We start from the raw sequence: 19,521 nt of genomic DNA, 5'->3' as shown, positions 1-19,521 counted from the left end.
GGTCCTCCAGCAAGACGTAGGCGAGCCACACCTAAGCAGAAGAGGGTACCGCCGCGGCGCCGGGACGCCGTGGGCTAGAACGGCCGGGTGACCGCACCCGTGTTCCGCACCGCCCGCTTCGCCGACCTGACCCCGTTCGAGGTGTACGCGCTGTGCCGGCTGCGGGTCGACGTCTTCGTCGTCGAGCAGGAGTGCGCCTACCCCGAGCTCGACGGCCGGGACGTCGAGCCGGCGACGCTGCACCTGTGGGCGGAGGTCGACGGCGAGGTCGCGGCCACCATCCGGGTGCTCGACGACGGCGCCACCCGCGCGATCGGCCGGGTCGCGACCGCGCGTGCCCACCGCGGGCTCGGCCTGGCGGCGCGGCTGATCGAGGCGGGCATCGCCCTGTGCGACGGGTTCCCGGTCACGCTCGGCGCGCAGGCCCACCTCGAGGGCTGGTACGAGCGGTTCGGCTTCCGGCGCAGCGGCCCCGGGTACGACGAGGACGGCATCCCGCACGTGCCCATGCGGCGCGAGCCGGCCTGAGGCTCACCGCTCGGCGATCCGGCGGACCTCCGGCTGCACGCCCTCGCTCTTGTGCACGTTGCTCGACCACACCGGCTCCGGGTGCGTGTCGGCGCCGGCCGCGACGTCCTCGGCGGTGCGCAGCTTCGCCACCTTGTGCACCAGGACGCCGAAGCCGATCTTGGCGATGACGTCGGCGACCGAGTACGAGACCTGCATCGCCGTGTACCAGGCCGGCGTGACGTCGGCGAAGACCGGCACCGCGTAGACCAGCGGGTAGATGCCGAAGCTGCTGAGCAGCACGATCGTCGCGTTGCGCAGGCTGGTGGCCGCCTCCTCCCCCATGGTCGGCAGCGACGCGCGCACCGCCGCGATCAGCGCGACGTACAGGTAGGCGAAGAAGGCGGTGCTGATCAGCCCCCAGACCACCAGCGCGGCGGTGTCGTCACCCTCCCCCACCACCTGGGCGCCGACGTAGCCGGTGACGATCATGAGGAACGCCGAGGCCATCGCCCCGGCGCGCACCCGCCGCGCCCGGGCACCGGCCAGCGAGCAGACCGCGAGCAGTTCGACGGTCAGCAGCGGCACGGTGACCGACCAGTCGATGTAGCGCGTGCCCTCGGTGGTGCGGGCCTCCTCCGTCGGCACGTACGCGCCGTCGACCAGCCGGAACCCGCTGTCGACGTCGGAGTACAGGACGGCGTAGGCGACGGTGGCGACCGCCGCCAGGCACAGCGCCGCGTAGGCCGAGGGGCGGTAGCGGGCCGACACCTCGTCGCGGCTGGTCAGCGCGTACAGGAAGTACGCCAGCAGCGCGAAGCCGGCGCCGAGCACGGCGAACTGGACGACGTCGTACTGGCCGGGCGTCAGGGTCTGCAGCTCCGGGGCGCGGCTGCCGGTGGGGTCCACACCGCGGCTGTCCCCGCCCGGCGCCGTCCCCACACCCCGCTGGGGCACGATCCGGCCGTGGACGCCGACCCCGCCGACCTGCTCCGGACCGCCGCCGACCGGCTCGAGGCGCTGGCCGCGCGGACGACGCCGGGGAGCTGGCGGCTGACCGGCCTGCTCGCCAGCCGGCCCGAGGTGGTCGCGGTCGCCCCGGACGGGAGCACCGAGCACGTGGCCGAGGCGCGTGCGGCCTCCGGCGCGTGGATCGCCGCCCTCTCCCCCGCGATCGCCGCTCCCCTGGCCGCCGCCCTGCGCACCGCTGCGGGCGGCCCGGCGGGGTTCCCGGACCTCGTCGCGCTCGCCCGCCTGCTCGACGCCCGGCTGCCCCCGGCCGGCTGAGCGGGCGGGCCGGTCAGGCCGCGACGGGGGCCAGGTCCGCGGCCCCGAACGCGGCGTCGAACCGGTCGCACCAGATCACCACGCTGGTGTACGAGGTGGCGTCCACCCCGGCGGGCACCACGTAGTTCTGGTCGCCGACGTTGCCCTTGAGCGCGCCGAGGTCGACGAACTGGTCGTCGAACGCCGCCTCCGTCCCGTCGGCGGGGTTCTGCGAGAGGTAGACGTAGAGCGCCGGTCCGTTGGAGGTCTCGAAGCCCTCCAGCCGCACGATGACCTGGCCGTCGGGGAGCTGCACCACCCGGGCCGTGCCCACGGTCTCGTGCTCGCGGGACACGAAGCTGCCGGCGGCCAGGTCGACCGGCTGCCGCGGGGCGGACGGCGTCGCGGCGCCCCCGCCGCTGCTCTGCTCGTCGGCCGGCACCGCGGCCACCGTGGGCAGCGCCTCGGACACCTCGTCGTCGTAGAACAGCTTCTGCGGCTGGAACCAGACCAGCACGAACGCCGCCAGGGCGACCACCACCAGGGCCGCCACCGACCAGATCCAGGTCCTCCGCCGCATCGCCACGGCGGCGCAATGTAGACGGCCCGCCGCCCGCCCGGGGGCATCCGCGACGCGACCGCCGGACCGGTCCGGGCGTGGCCGCCGGCCGCGCGGGTAGGACCCGGCGATGGCTGACGACACGACCCCCGGCGGCTTCGCCGGCCGGCTCGGCGCCCGGGTGGAGGACGCCGGCGACGGCGGCGCACGGCTGGCGTTCGAGGTGACCGACGAGCACCTCAACCCGGCCGGGACGCTGCACGGCGGCGTGCTCGCCACGCTCGTGGACACGGCCATGGGGCAGGCGGTCCGCACGGTCACCGGGGAGGGCGACGTGCCGGCGACCAGCCAGCTCACGGTCACCTACCTGCGGCCGGGGCGGCCCGGACCGCTCGGCGTCCGCGCCTCGGTGCGCACCCGCGGCGAGCACCTCACCGTCTGCGAGGCCGACGTCGAGCAGGAGGGCAAGGCGGTCGCGCACGCCGTCGCCACCTTCGCCCTCCTGCACCGCTGACAGCGGGCGTCCCCGAGGAGCACCATCGGGGCATGACCACCGCGACCTGGAACGGGACCGTCATCGCCGAGTCCGACGACATCGTCACCGTGGAGGGCAACGCCTACTTCCCGCGCGAGGCCGTGCGCGAGGACGTGCTGCGCCCCTCGAGCACGCACACCACCTGCCCGTGGAAGGGCGAGGCGTCGTACTTCTCGCTCGAGGTCGACGGGCAGACCAACCCCGACGCCGCCTGGTACTACCCGCAGCCCAAGGACGCGGCCCGCGAGATCACCGGCCGGGTGGCGTTCTGGCGGGGCGTCGAGGTCCGCTAGCCACCAGCGGTCCGGGACCCTCGCGCGCCGGGAGTCCCGGACCGGAGGCGGTCAGCGCCGGGGGCGGGCGCCGGCGAGGTCGCGGGCCGACGCGGCGTCGTCCGGGTCGAGGGCGCGGGTGCGCTCCTGGCGCTCGATGAGCCGGTGGTAGGCCGTCCAGGCCTCCTCGGGCGTCTGGTCGAGCGCCGCGGCGATCTCGTCCCAGCCGGCCCCGCCGCGCAGCGCGGCGCGGATGCCGATGAGCTGGCTGTCGCGCGCCTTGCGGGCGACGACCTCGCCGAGGGCGAGCAGCTCCAGCGACTCGGGGACGTCGAGGTTCGTCTCGGCGTCCTTGATGGCGCTCCAGTCGTCCGGGTCGTCGTGGGCGACGGTGTTGAGCGTCGCGGCCCCGCTGTCGCGCCGGCTGAGGAAGTCCAGCCGGGTCGTGGCGGTGCTCAGGGAGAACTCCCGCTCCAGGGCCTCGGGCGTGATGTGCATGGGCTCCACCATGCCCCGGCGCCCTCGCGCATCGCGACCCGGACGGCTGCGACACCGGACACGCGGGCCGCCCTGCACCCTGCGCGCCTCCTAGGCTGCTCGCCGTGCGGGTCAGCGAGCGGTCGGGCCCCGGGCTCGGCGGCGCGTGGCGGCGGCTGCTGCGGGAGCTGTCCGGTTTCGGCCTCGTGGGCGGCACCTGCTTCGTGCTCGACCTGCTGCTCTTCCAGCTGCTCTACGCGCACGCGGGCGTGGAGGCGGTGGCGGCCAAGGGCCTGACGACCCTGGTCACCACCGGCGTCGCCTTCGCCGGCCACCGCCTGATCACCTACGGCGGGCGGCCGCGCAGCCCGGCCGGTCGCGGGCTGCTGCTCTTCGGTCTCGTCAACGGCACGACGCTGCTGCTCGGGCTGGCGGTCATGGGCCTCGTGCGGCACGGGCTCGGCCAGGAGGACGCGCTGGTGCTGCAGGCCGCGAACGTCGGCTCGATCGCGGTGGGCACGGCGGTCCGCTTCGTCGTCTACCGCCGGTGGGTGTTCCCGGCGGCTCCCCCGGCGTGACCGAGGGCCCGCACCCCTGACGGGGTGCGGGCCCTCGGTGCGGGAGGGGCGTCAGCTGTCGACGCCCACGGCCTCCTTGGCGACGGCCGCCAGGGCGACCTGGGCGGCGCTGACGACGCTCGACCGGTTCTTGTGCGTCTCCTCGTAGCGGATGACGACCCGGATGTCGTGCGGCGAGCGCAGCTCCTTGGCGGCCTTGGCGGCGTCGGCGGTCGACAGCGAGTCGTAGCCCTTGATCGGCAGCTCGTCGGCGGTCACGTCGCCGAGCTCCTCGCGGGCGGCCCGGGCGGTGTCGGCGGCGTCCCGGTTGCCCTCGCGGCGGGCGATCCTCTCGGCCCGGCGGAGGGCGGCGGCCCGCCCGACGGTGAGCGTCTCGCGCACGGCGCCGGTGAGGGAGCTGGCCTTGCCGGCCACCTCGCCCAGCTTCCCCTCGGCCTCCTCCCGCACCTGCTGGGCGCTGTCGAGCACCTCGTTGACCCGGTTGGCCACGAAGCGCACCGGCGCGTTGGCGGCGCGGGCGGCGGTGCCGGCGACCCGCTGGAACGGCGTGGGCACCAGCGCGGCGGGGCCGCCCAGGGCCTCCTCGGCGAGGACGACGGTCAGCCACTCGACGGTGGCCCGGTGGGCGGCGACCAGGCGCTCGGCCAGCTGCTCGACCCCCGGCAGCCCGGCCTTCTGGGCGAGCACCTTGACGTAGGTCGCGCGGTCCAGCAGCTGGTGCTCCAGCTGCAGGTCGGTGAGCAGCGCCTCCTCGAGCGGGGCGGCCTGCTCGACGGTGGCCTTGAGGACGGCGGACAGCCGGCCGATCGCGGGGGTGACGAGGTCGGGCACGCCGCCCAGGGCCCGCAGCTGCTCGGTGATGAGGCGGGTCCGCTCCGCGGCGTTGTCGGCGTTCTGCACAAGCTCGCGGCGGACGGCGTCCGTGCGGGCCTGCGCCACCCGGGTGCGGGCGACCTGCTCCTCGGTCTGCGACAGCAGCACCAGCGCGCGCAGCTGGTTGACGATCTTGGCGTTGTCGGTCATGGCGGGGGACTCCAGACATCGGGGATGACCTGACGGGGACGGTCATGCCCCTGCCGGGCCGTCTGCTAACTCCTGCAAGCGGATTGCTAGCAGTGACCCGCGCCACCGCACCGCTCCCCGGCGGTGCGCTGCACCTCCGCCTCGAGCGCGGGCCCGGGATCCTCGAGCGCGGAGCGCAGTGGCCGAGGACCTCCGTGCACACCATGCCGTGGAGGCGCGGCGACACGACGTGACCGGGGGACGCCGACCGGGCGATCGGCCGGTCGCAGCAGTGCAGAACTCCCGAGATCGTGGCCGCAGGATGGCCGGTCTGCACCTGATGCCGGCGGTCGCCACGGCGCTAGCGTTCGGCCGTCCCAGCCGACGGCCCCCGAGGAGCGCCCGTGTCCGCCGTTCCCGTCATCGACGTCTCCCCCCTCCGCACCGGGTCCCTGAGCGAGCGCAAGCGCGTCGCAGACGCGATCGCAGCGGCTTGCGAGGACATCGGCTTCTTCCAGATCACCGGCCACGGCGTCGACGAGGAGCTCGACCAGGCGACGTACCAGGCGGCGCGCGACTTCTTCGACCTGCCCGCGGAGCGCAAGGCCGAGGTGGCACAGCCCTCGACCGACGTCGTCCGCGGGTGGTCGGCGGTCGGCGCCGAGGGGCTGGCCGCGTCGATGGACGCCGCGGCACCGGGCGACCTGAAGGAGAAGTTCGACATCGGGACGCCGGACGTGCCGGCCGACGACCCGTACTTCGGTCCGGAGCTGGCCGGCACCCACTTCGCGCCGAACCTGTGGCCCTCGGCCCTGCCCGAGATGCGGCCGCTGTTCGAGCGCTACTTCCGGGAGATGGACGAGCTGGCGCGGCGGCTCATGCGGGCGTTCGCGCTGGGCCTGGACCTCGACGAGCACTTCTTCGACTCGAAGATCGACCGGCACATCAGCATGTTCCGGGCGATCAACTACCCCGACCAGCCCACCGAGCCCCTCCCCGGCCAGCTGCGGGCCGGCGTGCACACCGACTACGGCAGCCTGACGATCGTCCGGCAGGAGGAGGCGCCGGGCGGGCTGCAGGTCCGCGACAAGGCCGGCGCCTGGGTCGACGTCCCGGTCGTGCCCGGCGGTCTGGTCATCAACATCGGCGACCTCATGGCGGAGTGGACCAACGACCGCTGGGTCTCCACGCTGCACCGGGTGGTGAACCCGCCGCGGGAGCTGGCCGCCGACAGCCGCCGGCTGTCGCTCATCTTCTTCCACCAGCCCAACTACGACGCCGTCATCGAGTGCCTGCCGGGGTGCCTGGCCCCCGGGGAGGCCCCGCGCCACGAGCCCGTGACGTCGGGGGCCCACCTGCTCGGCAAGTTCGTCAAGCAGGTCACGTACGCGTCCTGAGCCGGCCGGCCCGGCGGCGACCGCTCAGCGCGCGGGCGGCGCCGCCGGCGGGACCGGGGGCTTGCGCCGGGTCTCCAGCCGGAGGACCGGCTGCGTCAGCGCGAGCAGCTCGGTGCCGCAGGAGACGCAGTACGCACCGCGCTGGTCGTGGGTGCCGCAGGTGGGGCAGGACACGGGCTCTCCTCGATCTCAGAGTCCGTCGGGACTCGGGCCGGCCGACGATGCCACGCGGCGACACCGGCCGGTTCCGGGTGGGGCCCGTGGGACGAGACGTCAGCGAACCGTCACGAGTCGGCCCCGGGAACGCGACCGGCCGCGCCGTCGCGCAGACGGCGCGGCCGGAGGCGGGGGGGGACGGCGGGCTCAGCGGGCGCCGAGCGACCGCCAGTACTCGTTGAGGGCGTTGTTCGTCTTCACGAACCACACGATCGGCCCGACGATGATGATGAAGCCCGGTATGTACCAGAGGCCCGTCGCGCCGCTGACCGGCTTGGGCCGGCCGGCCCGCTCGTACATGTTGCCGACCTCGCTGCTGGTCAGGAACGGCGAGGCGACCCCGATGAAGATGGCCAGGACCAGGGCGAGCGCGCCGCCCAGGCCGTTGCCGGTGTGCCGCTTCATCTCCTCGTGGACCTTGAAGTACCAGACGAGGCTGTAGATCCCGAGGGTCACGATGCACAGCAGGATCGCGATCCCGGTGCCGCGAATCTGCCCGATCGGCCCGGAGGGCGCGAAGTACTGCCCGGAACTCGGGGCCGCGGGCATCGGCTGCCCGGCGAAGCCGCCCTGCGGGGCGCCGTAGCCGTTGTGCGCGGCGCCGTAGCCGGGCGGTGGCGGGGGTGGCGGGGTCTGCGGCGCCGGGTAGGACGGCCCGGCAGGGTACTGGGGGGTGGACATGTCGGCCCCGTCTCGTGCGTCGACCGGCGGGCTCTCCGCCGGCGGGAGCAAGCTAGACCGCCTCCAGCCGGCGGCGGGCCGTTCCGCGCGTGGGGTCCCCACGGCCGCCACGGCGTCCCCTCCCGCCCCGCCTGCCGCTCCCCCCGGGTCTCAGGCCTCAGCCGGGGACGGCGGCGGCCAGGCGGTCGAGGAAGGGGACCTGCCCCTTCACGAGCTTCTCGCGGGCCTCGGCGAGGCCGAACCAGCCGGCGCGGTCGATCTCCGGGAACTCCTGCACGCGCCCGGACCGGGGTGGCCACTCCAGCGGGAAGGTGTTGCTCCGGCAGGTCGCGGCGTCGAGGTCGCCCTCGGCGGTCCACACCGCCAGGACCTTGCCCGAGGCCCGCACCTCGCCCAGCGGCAGCAGGTCCGCGGCCGGCACCGGGCTGCCGAGCTCCTCGGCGAACTCGCGGCGCGCGGCGGCCTCGGCGTCCTCGCCCTCGGCGTGCTCGCCCTTGGGGATCGACCAGGCGCCGGCGTCCTTGCGGGCCCAGAACGGACCGCCCATGTGGCCGAGCAGCACCTCGAGGCCGGCCGGGCCCCGCCGGTGCAGCAGCACCCCCGCACTCCGCCTCGGCACGCTCCCACCCTCGCACGGCGGCGAGGGTCGCGGTCAGCGCGGGCGGGCCTCCCGGAGCGGGCGGGTCCAGCTCGAGCGCACGCGCACGATCGTCGTGGCGCGGGCCCGGGTGCAGGCCGCGCAGCGGCCGGTGGGGTGCAGGTCGGGCAGGACATCGGGGCCTCCCTCGGGGTGGGTGCGCCCGACCGTGGCAGAGCCCGGCACCCGCGCGGACGCACCGACGCGCCCCTGGGACAGGACGTCACCTGCACGACACGGGCCGTTGCCCGGCCGGTCGGCTCAGCGGCAGCGGCCGCCTCCGTGGCCCCGGCCGTTGCCGCCGTTGCCCCGACCGCCGTTCTCCCGATCGGCGGCGCGCCCGTCGTCGCGGCCGTCGGGGTCGCACGGGTCCTGCGGGGCGTCGTCGGCCGGGGCGACGTCGACCGGGGACCCGGTCGTCGCCGGCGCCGGGGACGGCGGGGGCGGCGGGGCGGGCGGCGGGTCGACCGGCGCCGGCACCGACGCCGGAGCGGACGGCGTCGCGGTCCGCCAGGCCGGAGCCGGCGGCGTCGCCCGCGGCTCGTCCGACGGGTCGGCGGCCAGCGGCGCGGCGGCGGGCCGCTCGTCCGGCGCCGGCGAGACGACGACCGCCAGCGCGGCGACGGCCGCCAGCAGGACCGCGACCGCGGCGGCCGGCCACCTCCGCCACCACGGTCCCCGGGCCGCGCGGTGCCGCGAGTGCGCGGGCATCCGCTCGGTGTCGACGTCCGCCGACGGGACCGGGTCGCGGTCGTGCGGGCTGCTCGGCATCGCCGGGAACGTACGACCGCGTCCGGGCGCCCCCGGCGCCGACGCGCGCGCCGCGACGCCGCCCGGGCAACGATCCTCCCCGCCTGTCACACCCGTCCCAGACGCTCGTCGAGCCTGACCGGACCGGTCCGTCCGGACCGGTAGACAGGGGCCCATGAGCACCACGCCGGTCCGTCCGTCGCCCGCCGCCCCGGGCAGCGCACGGCCGGCGGTGGCGATCGCGGCGACGACCACGCCGGTGCTGTCCTACGCCCTCGCGCACAACCGCGTGCCGGTGGTGTCGCGGCTGGCGCTGACCAACCACGGCGGCGCGGTCTCCGGCGCCACGGTCCGGCTGTCGGTGCGCGACTCCGAGGGCCCGATCGGCGGCGCGGTCGAGCGGCTGGTCGACCTCGAGGCCGGGCAGACGACGGTGCTCGCCGACGTCGGCCTGGTGATGGACCCCGCGGCGATGCTGCAGATCGACGAGCAGCGGCCGGGCTCGATCGAGGTCGACGTCCTGGTCGACGGCGAGGACGTCGCGGGCACCGCGGCCCCGGTGCAGGTGCTCGCCGCCAGCCAGTGGCTGGCCACCCCCGTGCCGCTGGCGCTCGAGATGCTCGCCGCGCACGTCCTGCCGCACCACCCGGCGATCGGCGCGCTGCTCGACGAGGCGAGCGCGCTGCTCGCCGAGCGCACCGGCGACCCGTCGGTCCAGGGCTACCAGTCCGGCCCCGAGCGGGCCGACGCGATCGTCGCCGCGGTCACCGCCGCGATGGCCGCCCGCGGCATCCGCTACAGCGAGCCGCCGGCGAGCTGGGCCGACCTCGGGCAGAAGGTCCGCACCCCCGGCGACGTCCTCGACGGCCGGGTCGGCACCTGCCTGGACACGGTCGTGGTGCTCGCCGCGGCGCTGGAGCACGCCGGCATCCGGCCCCTGCTGTGGGTCGCCGACGGGCACTCCTTCCTCGGCTACTGGCGCGAGGAGCGCGGCGCCGAGAGCGCCGCCACCACCGACGTCGCGCCGCTGGTCAACCTGGTCGACCTCGGCTACGTCCGGCTGGTCGAGACCACGCTGCTGACCTCGCGCGCGGCCGACGCCCCCGCGCCCGACCCCCACGAGCTGCACCGCGCGGCCTACTCGGCCTGGCTGGCCGGCGGCCCGGCCGACCGGCCCCTCGACCGGGTGCTCGGCGTGACCGACGTCCACCGGGCCCGGCGCGACGGCATCGTCCCGCTGCCGGCGCGCACCCGCGGTACCGACGGCGCCGTGCAGCTGGTCGAGTACCGACCCGCGGAGCACGCCGCCCCCCGCCCGGTCGAGCGGGCGGTGCCGGCGCCGGTCAGCCGGCACGGCCGGCCGGAGGCCCCGGCGCGGGTGCAGCAGTGGAAGAACAGCCTGCTGGACCTGTCGCTGCGCAACCGGCTGATCAACTACACCGAGCGGTCCGGGCTGCCGCTCACCGTGCCCGCCGGCTCCCTGGCCACGCTGGAGGACCTGCTGTCCGGCGGCACGGCGGTCACCCTGCTGCCCTCCGACCGGCTCGCCGCCGTGCACCGCGAGCGCGGCGTCACCGGCGCCGCCGAGCTGCCGGACGAGCTGCTCGCCGAGGCGCTGGCCGAGCGCCGGTCGGTGCACGCCGACGTCACCGAGGGCGGCTACCTGCCCCGGCTGCGCGGGCTGGCCTACAAGGCCAAGACCGTGCGCGAGGAGACCGGCGCCAACAACCTGTACCTGGCGCTGGGCAGCCTGGTCTGGGAGCTCGACGGCCGCCCGCTGCGCTCGCCGCTGGTGCTCGTGCCCGTCGTCCTCACCGCGGCCTCGCGCACCGGCGGCTACCGGCTGACCCTCGACGACACCGGCAGCAGCACCCCCAACTACTGCCTGCTGGAGAAGCTGCGGCAGGTGCACGGCCTGGTGGTCCCGGGCCTGGTCGAGCCCGAGGGCGACGGCGCCGGGATCGCGCTGGACCGGGCGCTGCAGGCGATGCGGGAGGCGCTGGCCGAGGCCGGGCTCCCCCACCGGGTCGAGCCGACCGCCGACCTGGCCGTCCTGCAGTTCGCCAAGTACCGGCTGTGGAAGGACCTCGACGAGCACTGGGCCGAGCTCGCGCAGAACCCGCTCGTCGCGCACCTGCTGCACGAGCCGACCGAGGCCTTCACCGACCCCGCGCCCGACACGGCGGGCTCCGTCGACCTCGACGAGCTCGCGGCGCAGTGCCCGGTCCCCGCCGACGCCTCGCAGCTGCGGGCGATCGCCGAGGCCGGGGCGGGACGCACCTTCGTGCTGGAGGGCCCGCCCGGCACCGGCAAGTCCCAGACGATCACCAACCTGCTGACCCGCGCGGTCGCCGACGGCAAGCGGGTGCTGTTCGTCGCCGAGAAGCGGGCCGCGCTCGACGTCGTGGCGCGCCGGCTGGACGCCGTCGGCATGGGTCCGTTCGCGCTCGACCTGCACGACAAGGGCAGCAAGGCCGCCGCCGTCCGGGCGCAGGTGCAGGCCGCGCTGGAGCACGCGGTCGCCGTGGACGACCAGGGCCTGGCCGCCGACGCCGAGGACCTGCGCGCCGCCCGGCGCACCCTGGCCCGCTACACCGCCCGGCTGCACGCGCCGAACGCCGCGGGGCTGTCCTGCTACTCCGCCCGGACCGCGCTGCTGGCCGCCGGGGAGGACACCCCCGTGCTGCCCGTCCCGGCGACCGTCGTGGCCGCGGCCTCGGCGGAGGACCTGACCGCCGTCCGCCGTGCCCTCGCCCTGCTGCCCGACGTCGCCGACCTCGCCCGGCCCTCGCCGCGGCACGCGTGGGCGTTCGTCGACACCCCGCGGGTCGACCTGCTCGCCGCCCAGCAGACCGCCGCCGCCGTCGACGCCGCCATCCGCGCGCTGCCGACCGAGGAGCACCTGGCCCGGGCGCTGCGCGAGGTGCGCACCCCGGCCGACCTCGACGGGCTGGCCCACCTGCTCGCCGGGCCGCCCACCACGCTCGACGTGCTCGACGAGGTGCCCACCGAGCGCTGGACGACCGCGACCACGCAGGTCCTCGGCGAGGTCGCGGCCTTCGCCTCCGGGGTCCACCCCGGGCTGGACCTGGCCGGCCCCGAGGCCCTCGGCCTCCCGCTGGCCGACCTGTACGTGGAGGCGCAGACCGCCCAGGCGGGCACCTGGCTGGCCCGCCGGCGCGGCCTGGCCGCGGTGCGCGAGCGGCTGGCCCCGGTGCTGCGGCCCGAGGTCAAGCTGCGGCTGCGCGACGTCCCGGACCTGACCGCGGCGCTGTGGCGGCTCCAGCAGGCGGCGGCCGCGCTGGCCGCCCGGGCGTCGGTCATCCCGGGGCTGTCGGTGCCGGCCAGCTGGAACCCCCTCCTGGAGCCGGACCTGCTCGAGGGCCAGGTCGCCTGGCTGCGGCGCAGCGGCGCGCTGGCCGACAGCGCCAGCGAGTTCGCCGTCCAGCTGCGGCGCTACGTGGTGAGCGGGCCCGGCCCCGACGCCGCCGCCGCGGCGGCCGTGGCCCGGCTGCGCGACGCCCTGACCGCGCTGCTCACGGTGTGCGGCAGCGACACCCGGCGGCTGGCCGCCTGGTGCGGGGACGACGGCCTGGTCTTCCGCTGGACCATGACCCGGCCCGAGCGCGGGGTCGAGCACACCGGCCTGATGTCGCTGCGCCGCTGGGCCTCCTTCCTCGACACCCTGGAGCCGCTGCGGGCGGCGGGGCTGACCGACGGCCGGACGGCCCTGGTCCGCGGCGAGCTGCCGGCCGACGACGCGCTGCGCGCCTTCGAGCACGGGGTCGCCCTGGCCTCGGTCGCCGAGCGCCGCGACGCCGCCGACCTGGACACCTTCGACGCCGAGGCCCACGAGAAGGCGATCGGCCGCTTCGCCGCGGCCTCGCGGGCGGTCCGCCGGCACCTCGCCGCCGCGCTGCCGGCCGGGCTGCTGGCCGCCCGGCCGTTCGACGCGCACACCGGCGACGGCCGGGTCGGCGCGCTGCAGCGGGAGCTGGGCCGCTCCCGACGGGGCCTGGGCGTGCGCGCGCTGCTGGAGCAGTACGCCGACCTGGTCACCGCGGTCACCCCGATCGTGCTGGTCAGCCCCGACTCGGTGGCCCGCTTCTTCCCCGCCCGCGCCGGGCTGTTCGACCTGGTGGTCTTCGACGAGGCGTCGCAGATCCGGGTGGCCGACGCCGTCGGCGCGCTGGGCCGCGCCCGCGCCGCCGTCGTCGTCGGGGACAGCCGGCAGATGCCGCCGACGTCCTTCGCCGAGCCGGCCTCCGGCGGGGAGGACGACGTCGCCGACCTGCTCGGCACCACGGTGGAGGACGAGGAGTCGATCCTCTCCGAGTGCGTGCAGGCGCGGGTGCCGCGGCAGTGGCTGTCGTGGCACTACCGCAGCCAGGACGAGTCGCTCATCGCGTTCAGCAACGGCAACTACTACGGCAACCGGCTGTCGTCGTTCCCCGCGCCCACGCACGGGCGGGCGTCGGCCGAGCCCGACGGCCGCGGGATCTCCCTGGTGCGGGTCAACGGCACCTTCCACCGCTCCGGCGCCGGGCGGCTGCTGCGGACCAACCCGATGGAGGCCAAGGCCGTCGTCGCCGAGATCCGCCGGCGCTTCGACGCCTCGCCGGAGCGGCTGCCCTCGATCGGCGTCGTGACGTTCAACGCCCAGCAGCGCTCCTACATCGAGGCGCTGCTGCGCGACGCCGACGACGACCGGCTGGTCGAGGCCCTGGACCGCACCGACGGCGAGGGGCTGTTCGTCAAGAACCTGGAGAACGTCCAGGGCGACGAGCGCGACGTCGTCCTCTTCTCCACCGGTTTCAGCCCCGACGACCGCGGGGTGCTGCCGCTCAACTTCGGCCCGCTCAACCGGGTCGGCGGCGAGCGCCGGCTGAACGTCGCGGTCACCCGCGCGCGCCGGCAGGTCGTCGTCTTCACCTCGTTCGACCCGGCGCAGCTGCGCGCCGAGCAGACCGCGTCGGTCGGCGTGAAGCACCTGCGCGCCTACCTGGACCTGGCCGCGTACGGCCCCTCCGCGCTGCCCCGCGAGGCCCGGCCGGCGAGCACGCTCGACCGGCACCGCGAGGAGGTCGCCGAGGCGCTGCGCGGGCGCGGGCTCACCGTACGCACCGACGTCGGGCTCTCGGAGTTCCGGGTCGACCTGTCGGTCGCCGCGCCCGGCGCGCCGGACACCCCCGTCATGGCCGTGCTCCTCGACGGCCCGGCGTGGGCCCGGCGGAGGACGGTCGGCGACCGCGACGGGCTGCCCGTCGAGGTGCTCTCCGGGATGCTCGGCTGGCCCGCGGTGGAGCGGGTGTGGCTGCCCTCCTGGCTGCGCGACCGCGACGCCGTCCTCGACCGGCTGGTCGCCACGGCGGCCGCCGTGTCCGGCGCCGACGCCGCCGCTCCGGCCGGGGCGACGCCGCCGGCCGCCGCACCGGCCGCTCCCGCGCCGTCGTTGCCGCCGGTCCGCCCGGTCCTGGCGGTGGTGGACGACGGCCCGCGGCCCGGTCCGGCCGCCGCGCCGCCCGCCGCGCCGCTGGCCGTCCTCCGCGGCGCCCCGGCGGCCGTGGTCGCGCCGGTGCCGGCCCCGGTCCGCGCCGAGCTGACCGTGGTCCCGGAGCCGGCCGCGGAGCCGGCCGCGGAGTCGGTGCCGGAGCCGGTTCCGCACCCCGCCCCCGTCCCCCCGGCCGGAGGAGAGCCCGCGCCCGCCCGCCGGCCGGCCGCCCGGCGCGCCCCGGCCGCGGCCGCCGACGGCGAGCAGCGGTTCGTGCCGTGGGCGCCGAAGCCCGCCGGCGAGCGCAAGGTGCTCGACCAGCTGGCCGACGCCCGCACCGCCCGCGCCGTCCGCCGGCTGCTCGTGGCCGGCGTCAAGGCCGAGGGGCCGGTCCACCGCGACCGGCTGGTCCGGCTGGCCGCCGGCGCCTACGGCCTCACCCGGGTCACCGAGACCCGCCGCGACGCACTGCTCGCGCTGCTGCCGGCCGAGCAGCTCGCCGGCGATTTCGTCTGGCCCGAGGGCCTGAACCGCGCCGGCTGGACCGGCTTCCGCCGCCAGGCCGCCAGCGCCGACCGCCCGCTGGAGCACGTGGCGCCGGAGGAGGTCGGCAACGCGATGGTGGCGCTGTGCCCGGCCGGCGGCACCACCGCCGACGAGCTGTTCCCCCGCGCCGCGGAGGTCTTCGGCTACCGCCGCCGGACCCCCTCGCTCACGCCGCTGCTCGAGCGGGCGCTGGAGCACGTGCTGGGGACGGGCCGGCTGGTCCGCACCGGCGACGGCGCGCTCCGCCCGCCCACGGAGCCGCCCGCCGGCTGAGCTCCTCCCGGGCGCCGCCAGGGCGCAGGCGGCGGTCGGCGAGGATGACGCCGTGGACTTCTCCGCCGACGTCGCCGACGCCGTGCAGCGCCTGGCCGGCGTCGCGCGCCGGACGCCGCTACAGCGCAACGCCCGCCTGTCCGCCGCGACGGGCGCCGACGTCTGGCTCAAGCGGGAGGACCTGCAGGTCGGCCGCTCCTACAAGGTGCGCGGCGCGTACACGACGATCAGCCGGCTCGACGACGCCGCCCGCGCCGCCGGCGTCGTCTGCGCCAGCGCCGGCAACCACGGTCAGGGGGTGGCGCACGCCTGCGCGGCCCTGGGGGTGCGGGGCTACGTGTTCGTCCCGGGGACGACGCCGCGGCAGAAGCGCCAGCGGATCACCGCCCTCGGCGAGGGCATGGTCGAGCTGGTGCTCTCCGGGGACACCTACGACGACGCCGCCGCGGCCGCCGCGCGGCACGCCGACGCCACCGCGGCCACCCTCGTGCCGGCCTTCGACGCGCCCGGCACGATCGCCGGCCAGGCCACCGTCGCCGTCGAGGTGCTCGAGCAGCTGCCGGAGCGGCCGGACGTCGTCGTCCTGCCCGTCGGCGGGGGCGGCCTGCTGGCCGGCGCCGGCACCTGGCTGGCCGAGCACTCCCCCGGCACCCGGCTGGTCGGCGTCGAGCCCGCCGGGGCGGCGGACATGGCGGCCGCGCTCGCGGCCGGGCACCCGGTGGAGCTCCCCGAGATCGACACCTTCGTCGACGGCGCCGCGGTCCGCCGCGCCGGGGACCTGACCTTCCCGCTGGTCCGCGACTGCGGCGCCGAGCTGGTCGCCGTCCCGGAGGGCCAGATCTGCACGGAGATGCTCGACCTCTACCAGGTCGACGGCGTCATCGCCGAGCCCGCCGGGGCCATGGCGACCGCGGCGCTCACCGGCGGCCAGGTGCGGGTGGAGCCCGGGCAGACCGTCGTCTGCCTGCTGTCGGGCGGCAACAACGACGTCAGCCGCTACGCGGAGGTCATCGAGCGCTCGCTGGTGCACCGCGGGCTCAAGCACTACTTCCTCGTCGAGTTCCCGCAGGAGCCCGGGGCGCTGCGCCGCTTCCTGGACGACGTCCTCGGCCCCGACGACGACATCGTGCTGTTCGAGTACGTCAAGCGGGACAACCGCGAGACCGGCGCCGCGCTGACCGGCATCGAGCTCGGCAACGCCGCCGACCTCACCGCGCTGCTGGCCCGCATCGAGGCCAGCCCGCTGCGCATCCAGCACCTCGCGCCCGGCACGACCGCCTACCGCTTCCTCGTCTAGTCGCTGTTCGGCCCCCTGTCAGGGGCCCGCCGCGAGCGTGCGGGTGGTGGGGAGCAGGGGTCCTTCGTCCGGCCGAGGCCGAGCAGGGTGACGTCGTCGGTGTCCGGCGGGTCCAGCGCGGCGAGGACGGCGTCGAGCAGGGACGACACGTCCGGCCCGCCCGCCGCCGCGGCGGCCTCGAGCGCGGCCAGCCCGCCGTCGATGGGCTCGCCGCGCCGCTCCACCAGACCGTCGCTGAACAGCAGCAGCCGCTCCTCGGCGGCGAGCCGCAGCCGCGTCTCGGGGTAGCCCGCGTCGTCGAGGAGCCCCAGCGCCGGCCCCCGGCCCGCCTGCACGAACCCGGCGGCGGTCGACAGGACGGGCAGGTGCCCGGCGCGGGCCACCGCCACCTCGCCGCTGCGCGGGTCGAGCTCGGCGACGACGACGGTGGCCATCTCCCCCGGCAGCAGCGCGGTGAGCAGCCGGTTGAGCTCGCCCAGCGCCGCTCCCGGGCCCTGGTCGCGCAGCAGCGCCGCCCGCAGGGCGTGCCGCAGCTGGGCGGTGACCGCAGCCGCGGACAGCCCGTGCCCCGCCACGTCCCCGAGCACCAGCGACACCCGCCCGCTGGGCAGCGGCACGAGGTCGTACCAGTCGCCGCCCACGACGTCGTCGGCGCTGGGCAGGTAGCGGGCGGCGAGGTCGACGCCGGGCACCTTGGGCAGCTCGTCGAGCAGCAGCGTCCGCTGCAGCGCGGCGGCCATCCGGTTCTCCTGCTCGGCCCGAACCCGGGCAGCGGCGGCGACCTGCCCGGCCAGCGCCCGCGCGGTGGCCACCTCGTGCTCCGCCCACGGACGGGCGGTGCCGCGCACGGTCTCGGTCCACGCCTCGAACGACCGCCGCGGCGACAGCCGCCCGGTGGCGGTGACCTGCGTCTTGTGCGGGTTGCCGCCCCAGGTGACCTCGCGCGGGGTCTCGGGCCGGAACCAGGCCAGGAAGTCCCCGCCGTCGAGGCCCACGGCGAGCACGCCGCTGGCGGTGCCGGCGAGGTCGGCCGCGTCGGGCAGCACCCGCGACAGCGCGTCGGTGACCGGGACGTCCGCCTCGAGCAGCGCGGACACGAGCGGGCCGACCCGCGCGGCCGGCGGCGTCTCCCCCAGCAGCCGCAGCCGCCCGTCGAGCCGCGCCGCGACTCCGCCGGCCGGCAGCAGGTCCAGCACGGTCGCCGGCCCCTCGGTGAGCGCGGGCAGTGAGGTGCGCCCGGCCCGGCCGACCGCCGCGGCGAGGTCGGCGGAGCGCTGCGCGACGCCGACGACGTCGCCCTGCGCCCCGGCGGCGACCTTGGTGTGCAGCAGCAGCGAGGCGGTGCGGCCGAGGAACTCCGCGGCGACCCGGTCGGCGTAGGACGGCCGGCGCGGCCCGGCGTAGTGGTGGCAGGCGATGAGCCCCCACAGCCGCCCGCGGTCGATCAGCGAGACCGACATCGAGGCGACCACGCCCATGTTGGCGAGGTACTCCAGGTGCACCGGCGAGACGCTGCGCAGCACGGCGCCCGACAGGTCCAGCGGCCGCCCGCTGCCCGGCACGGCGGCCGGCTCCAGCGGCACGCGGGTGTAGCCGGCGTCGGGGATCAGCCGCAGCCAGTTCGTCGCGTACAGCGCGCGCGCCTGGGCGGGGATGTCGGCGGCCGGGTACCACAGGCCGAGGAAGGGCTCGAGGTCGTCGCGGCGGTCCTCGGCGACCACCTCGCCGTTCCACTCGCGGTCGAAGCGGTAGACCATGACCCGGTCGAAGCCGGTCAGCGCGCGGACGTCGCGGGCCAGCACCGCGGTGAGCTCCTCGAGCGAGGCCGTGTCCGACAGCCGCTGCAGCACCGACGGCAGCCGCCGGTGCCACGCCGGCCCGGCCTCCGCCGCCCCGGTGAGCGGCTCCCACTCGGTGACCAGCAGCCCGTCGGCGCGGTGCACGACCAGGTCCACCGGGCCGCCGGCCAGGTCCACCCGCAGGGGGTCGATCTCGGCGAGGTCCCCGGCCAGCCCGGCGCGCAGCCGCGCGGTGTCGGCCGGGCCGAGCAGGTCGGCGAGGGTGCGCCCGGTGACCTCGGCGCCGAGCACGGCCGCGGCGTTCGCCGAGGCGAGGACGACGGCCAGGTCGGGTTCGGTCACCGCCACCAGCGCACCGTGCGGCTGGATCGCGCCGGGGACGGCGATCGGCTCGTCCGCGCAGCGCAGCAGCGCCTCGTCCAGTGCAGCGGCGGAGCGGGCGCCGTCGGCGGGGGTCACCGAGCGACCCTACGAGCCGACCCCTCCACCGGCCAGGCCGGCCCGCTCGACGATCGGCACGGCCAGGTGCAGCTCCAGCAGGTCCAGGACCAGCCGCACCGGGCGGTTGTCGGCCGGGCACACCACCTGCAGCGCGACGCCGACGTCGCTGCAGTTCCGCGCGGTGCGGGTGAGCTGCCGGGCACCGGAGGAGTCCAGGAAGGTGGTCTCGCTCAGGTCGACGACCAGGGACGACGCCCCCGACGCGAGCACGTCGGCCACCGCGCCGCCCAGCTGCGGGGCGGTCGCGATGTCCAGCTCACCGCGGACCCGGAGCGCCGGCCGTCCCTCGACGGTCGTGCGCTGGACCTCGAACTGCACGACTCCCAGCCTCTCGCCCGACGCCCGGCCGCTGTCCGTCAACGGTCGGTGGGTTCCCGCTACACCGTAGGTGCGCGCACCCTCCGGTGTCGCGGCAGGTCACCCGGCCGGACCGAGCGGCCCGCCGTCCGGACGACGCCGCCCCCCACGTTGTGGGAGTGGCCCTCCCCCGGGTCGGGAGATCCGCGGGACGCGGGCCCCCGCGACGCTGGCCCGAGCCGCCGTCGCCGCCCGAGCCCCGAGGAGCCCCGTGAAGACGATCACCCTGCTGGCCCTGGTCGGTCTGGGGGCGCAGCTCGTCGACGGCAGTCTCGGCATGGCCTACGGCGTCACCTCCTCGACGCTGCTGCTGGCCATCGGCACCAACCCCGCCGCCGCCTCGGCCACGGTGCACCTGGCCGAGATCGGCACCACGCTGA

Annotated in this window: 18 protein-coding genes; 8 read left to right on the top strand and 10 right to left on the bottom strand. The window is 76.9% G+C overall.

The features are described from left to right. Nucleotides 1-87 precede the first annotated feature (87 nt). A complete protein-coding gene (locus ACI8AX_RS07575) occupies nucleotides 88-528 on the top strand; it encodes a GNAT family N-acetyltransferase (protein WP_456549180.1) in 441 nt (146 codons plus the stop codon). Between the two features lie 3 nt (nucleotides 529-531). Here ACI8AX_RS07575 and ACI8AX_RS07570 read toward each other — a convergent pair whose 3' ends face one another. After that, on the bottom strand, nucleotides 532-1,416 hold the full coding sequence (locus ACI8AX_RS07570) for a bacteriorhodopsin (RefSeq protein ID WP_456549179.1): 885 nt from the start codon (nucleotides 1,414-1,416) through the stop codon (nucleotides 532-534). A gap of 57 nt (nucleotides 1,417-1,473) precedes the next feature. Here ACI8AX_RS07570 and ACI8AX_RS07565 point away from each other — a divergent pair, with 57 nt between their 5' ends. Further along, on the top strand, nucleotides 1,474-1,794 hold the full coding sequence (locus ACI8AX_RS07565; protein WP_456549178.1) for a hypothetical protein: 321 nt from the start codon (nucleotides 1,474-1,476) through the stop codon (nucleotides 1,792-1,794). A gap of 13 nt (nucleotides 1,795-1,807) precedes the next feature. Here ACI8AX_RS07565 and ACI8AX_RS07560 read toward each other — a convergent pair whose 3' ends face one another. Then, the gene (locus ACI8AX_RS07560) at nucleotides 1,808-2,353 is read right to left on the bottom strand and encodes a DM13 domain-containing protein (RefSeq protein WP_456549313.1); all 546 of its coding nucleotides are present in this window, start codon (nucleotides 2,351-2,353) and stop codon (nucleotides 1,808-1,810) included. A gap of 109 nt (nucleotides 2,354-2,462) precedes the next feature. On the opposite strand from ACI8AX_RS07560, the gene ACI8AX_RS07555 reads away from it, so the two are divergent. Both ACI8AX_RS07555 and ACI8AX_RS07550 read left to right on the top strand, forming a co-directional pair. Next, entirely contained in the window at nucleotides 2,463-2,846 is a 384-nt protein-coding gene (locus ACI8AX_RS07555; RefSeq protein WP_456549177.1) for a PaaI family thioesterase, read from the top strand. 32 nt (nucleotides 2,847-2,878) lie between these two features. Further along, complete coding sequence (locus ACI8AX_RS07550) at nucleotides 2,879-3,160, top strand: DUF427 domain-containing protein (RefSeq protein ID WP_456549176.1); 282 nt, start codon at nucleotides 2,879-2,881, stop codon at nucleotides 3,158-3,160. Nucleotides 3,161-3,211: 51 nt separating this feature from the next. Here ACI8AX_RS07550 and ACI8AX_RS07545 read toward each other — a convergent pair whose 3' ends face one another. After that, a complete protein-coding gene (locus tag ACI8AX_RS07545; protein WP_456549175.1) occupies nucleotides 3,212-3,637 on the bottom strand; it encodes a hypothetical protein in 426 nt (141 codons plus the stop codon). 104 nt (nucleotides 3,638-3,741) lie between these two features. Between ACI8AX_RS07545 and ACI8AX_RS07540 the strand changes: the two genes are divergently transcribed. Continuing rightward, on the top strand, nucleotides 3,742-4,194 hold the full coding sequence (locus ACI8AX_RS07540; protein WP_456549174.1) for a GtrA family protein: 453 nt from the start codon (nucleotides 3,742-3,744) through the stop codon (nucleotides 4,192-4,194). Between the two features lie 51 nt (nucleotides 4,195-4,245). Here the strand turns inward: ACI8AX_RS07540 and ACI8AX_RS07535 are convergent, their stop codons facing one another. Next, nucleotides 4,246-5,217: a ferritin-like domain-containing protein gene (locus ACI8AX_RS07535; RefSeq protein WP_456549173.1), complete on the bottom strand. Its 972-nt coding sequence runs from the start codon at nucleotides 5,215-5,217 to the stop codon at nucleotides 4,246-4,248. Nucleotides 5,218-5,600: 383 nt separating this feature from the next. On the opposite strand from ACI8AX_RS07535, the gene ACI8AX_RS07530 reads away from it, so the two are divergent. Continuing rightward, the gene (locus ACI8AX_RS07530; protein ID WP_456549172.1) at nucleotides 5,601-6,593 is read left to right on the top strand and encodes an isopenicillin N synthase family dioxygenase; all 993 of its coding nucleotides are present in this window, start codon (nucleotides 5,601-5,603) and stop codon (nucleotides 6,591-6,593) included. Between the two features lie 24 nt (nucleotides 6,594-6,617). On the opposite strand, the gene ACI8AX_RS07525 is transcribed toward ACI8AX_RS07530, so the two are convergent. From ACI8AX_RS07525 to ACI8AX_RS07510, 4 genes are all read right to left on the bottom strand, one after another. Then, entirely contained in the window at nucleotides 6,618-6,767 is a 150-nt protein-coding gene (locus ACI8AX_RS07525) for a hypothetical protein (RefSeq protein WP_456549171.1), read from the bottom strand. A gap of 189 nt (nucleotides 6,768-6,956) precedes the next feature. After that, nucleotides 6,957-7,490 (bottom strand): DUF4234 domain-containing protein, encoded by a 534-nt coding sequence (locus ACI8AX_RS07520; protein WP_456549170.1) that lies wholly within the window; start codon nucleotides 7,488-7,490, stop codon nucleotides 6,957-6,959. 157 nt (nucleotides 7,491-7,647) lie between these two features. Then, nucleotides 7,648-8,109: an NUDIX domain-containing protein gene (locus tag ACI8AX_RS07515; protein ID WP_456549169.1), complete on the bottom strand. Its 462-nt coding sequence runs from the start codon at nucleotides 8,107-8,109 to the stop codon at nucleotides 7,648-7,650. 279 nt (nucleotides 8,110-8,388) lie between these two features. After that, nucleotides 8,389-8,898, bottom strand: coding sequence for a hypothetical protein (locus ACI8AX_RS07510; RefSeq protein ID WP_456549168.1), 510 nt, complete (start codon nucleotides 8,896-8,898; stop codon nucleotides 8,389-8,391). A 154-nt stretch (nucleotides 8,899-9,052) separates the two neighbouring features. Here ACI8AX_RS07510 and ACI8AX_RS07505 point away from each other — a divergent pair, with 154 nt between their 5' ends. After that, complete coding sequence (locus ACI8AX_RS07505; protein WP_456549167.1) at nucleotides 9,053-15,187, top strand: DUF4011 domain-containing protein; 6,135 nt, start codon at nucleotides 9,053-9,055, stop codon at nucleotides 15,185-15,187. Nucleotides 15,188-15,239: 52 nt separating this feature from the next. Next, nucleotides 15,240-16,484, top strand: coding sequence for a threonine ammonia-lyase IlvA (gene ilvA, locus ACI8AX_RS07500; RefSeq protein WP_456549166.1), 1,245 nt, complete (start codon nucleotides 15,240-15,242; stop codon nucleotides 16,482-16,484). Here the strand turns inward: ilvA and ACI8AX_RS07495 are convergent. Beyond that, the gene (locus ACI8AX_RS07495; RefSeq protein WP_456549165.1) at nucleotides 16,481-18,742 is read right to left on the bottom strand and encodes a SpoIIE family protein phosphatase; all 2,262 of its coding nucleotides are present in this window, start codon (nucleotides 18,740-18,742) and stop codon (nucleotides 16,481-16,483) included. The genes ilvA and ACI8AX_RS07495 overlap by 4 nt on opposite strands. Nucleotides 18,743-18,751: 9 nt before the next feature. After that, nucleotides 18,752-19,102: an STAS domain-containing protein gene (locus tag ACI8AX_RS07490; RefSeq protein WP_456549164.1), complete on the bottom strand. Its 351-nt coding sequence runs from the start codon at nucleotides 19,100-19,102 to the stop codon at nucleotides 18,752-18,754. Nucleotides 19,103-19,521 lie beyond the last annotated feature (419 nt).

The sequence above is a fragment of the Blastococcus sp. SYSU D00813 genome, from assembly GCF_054050735.1.
Note: the sequence above shows the minus strand (reverse complement) of the source record. Positions and strands in the feature narration are given on the sequence as shown.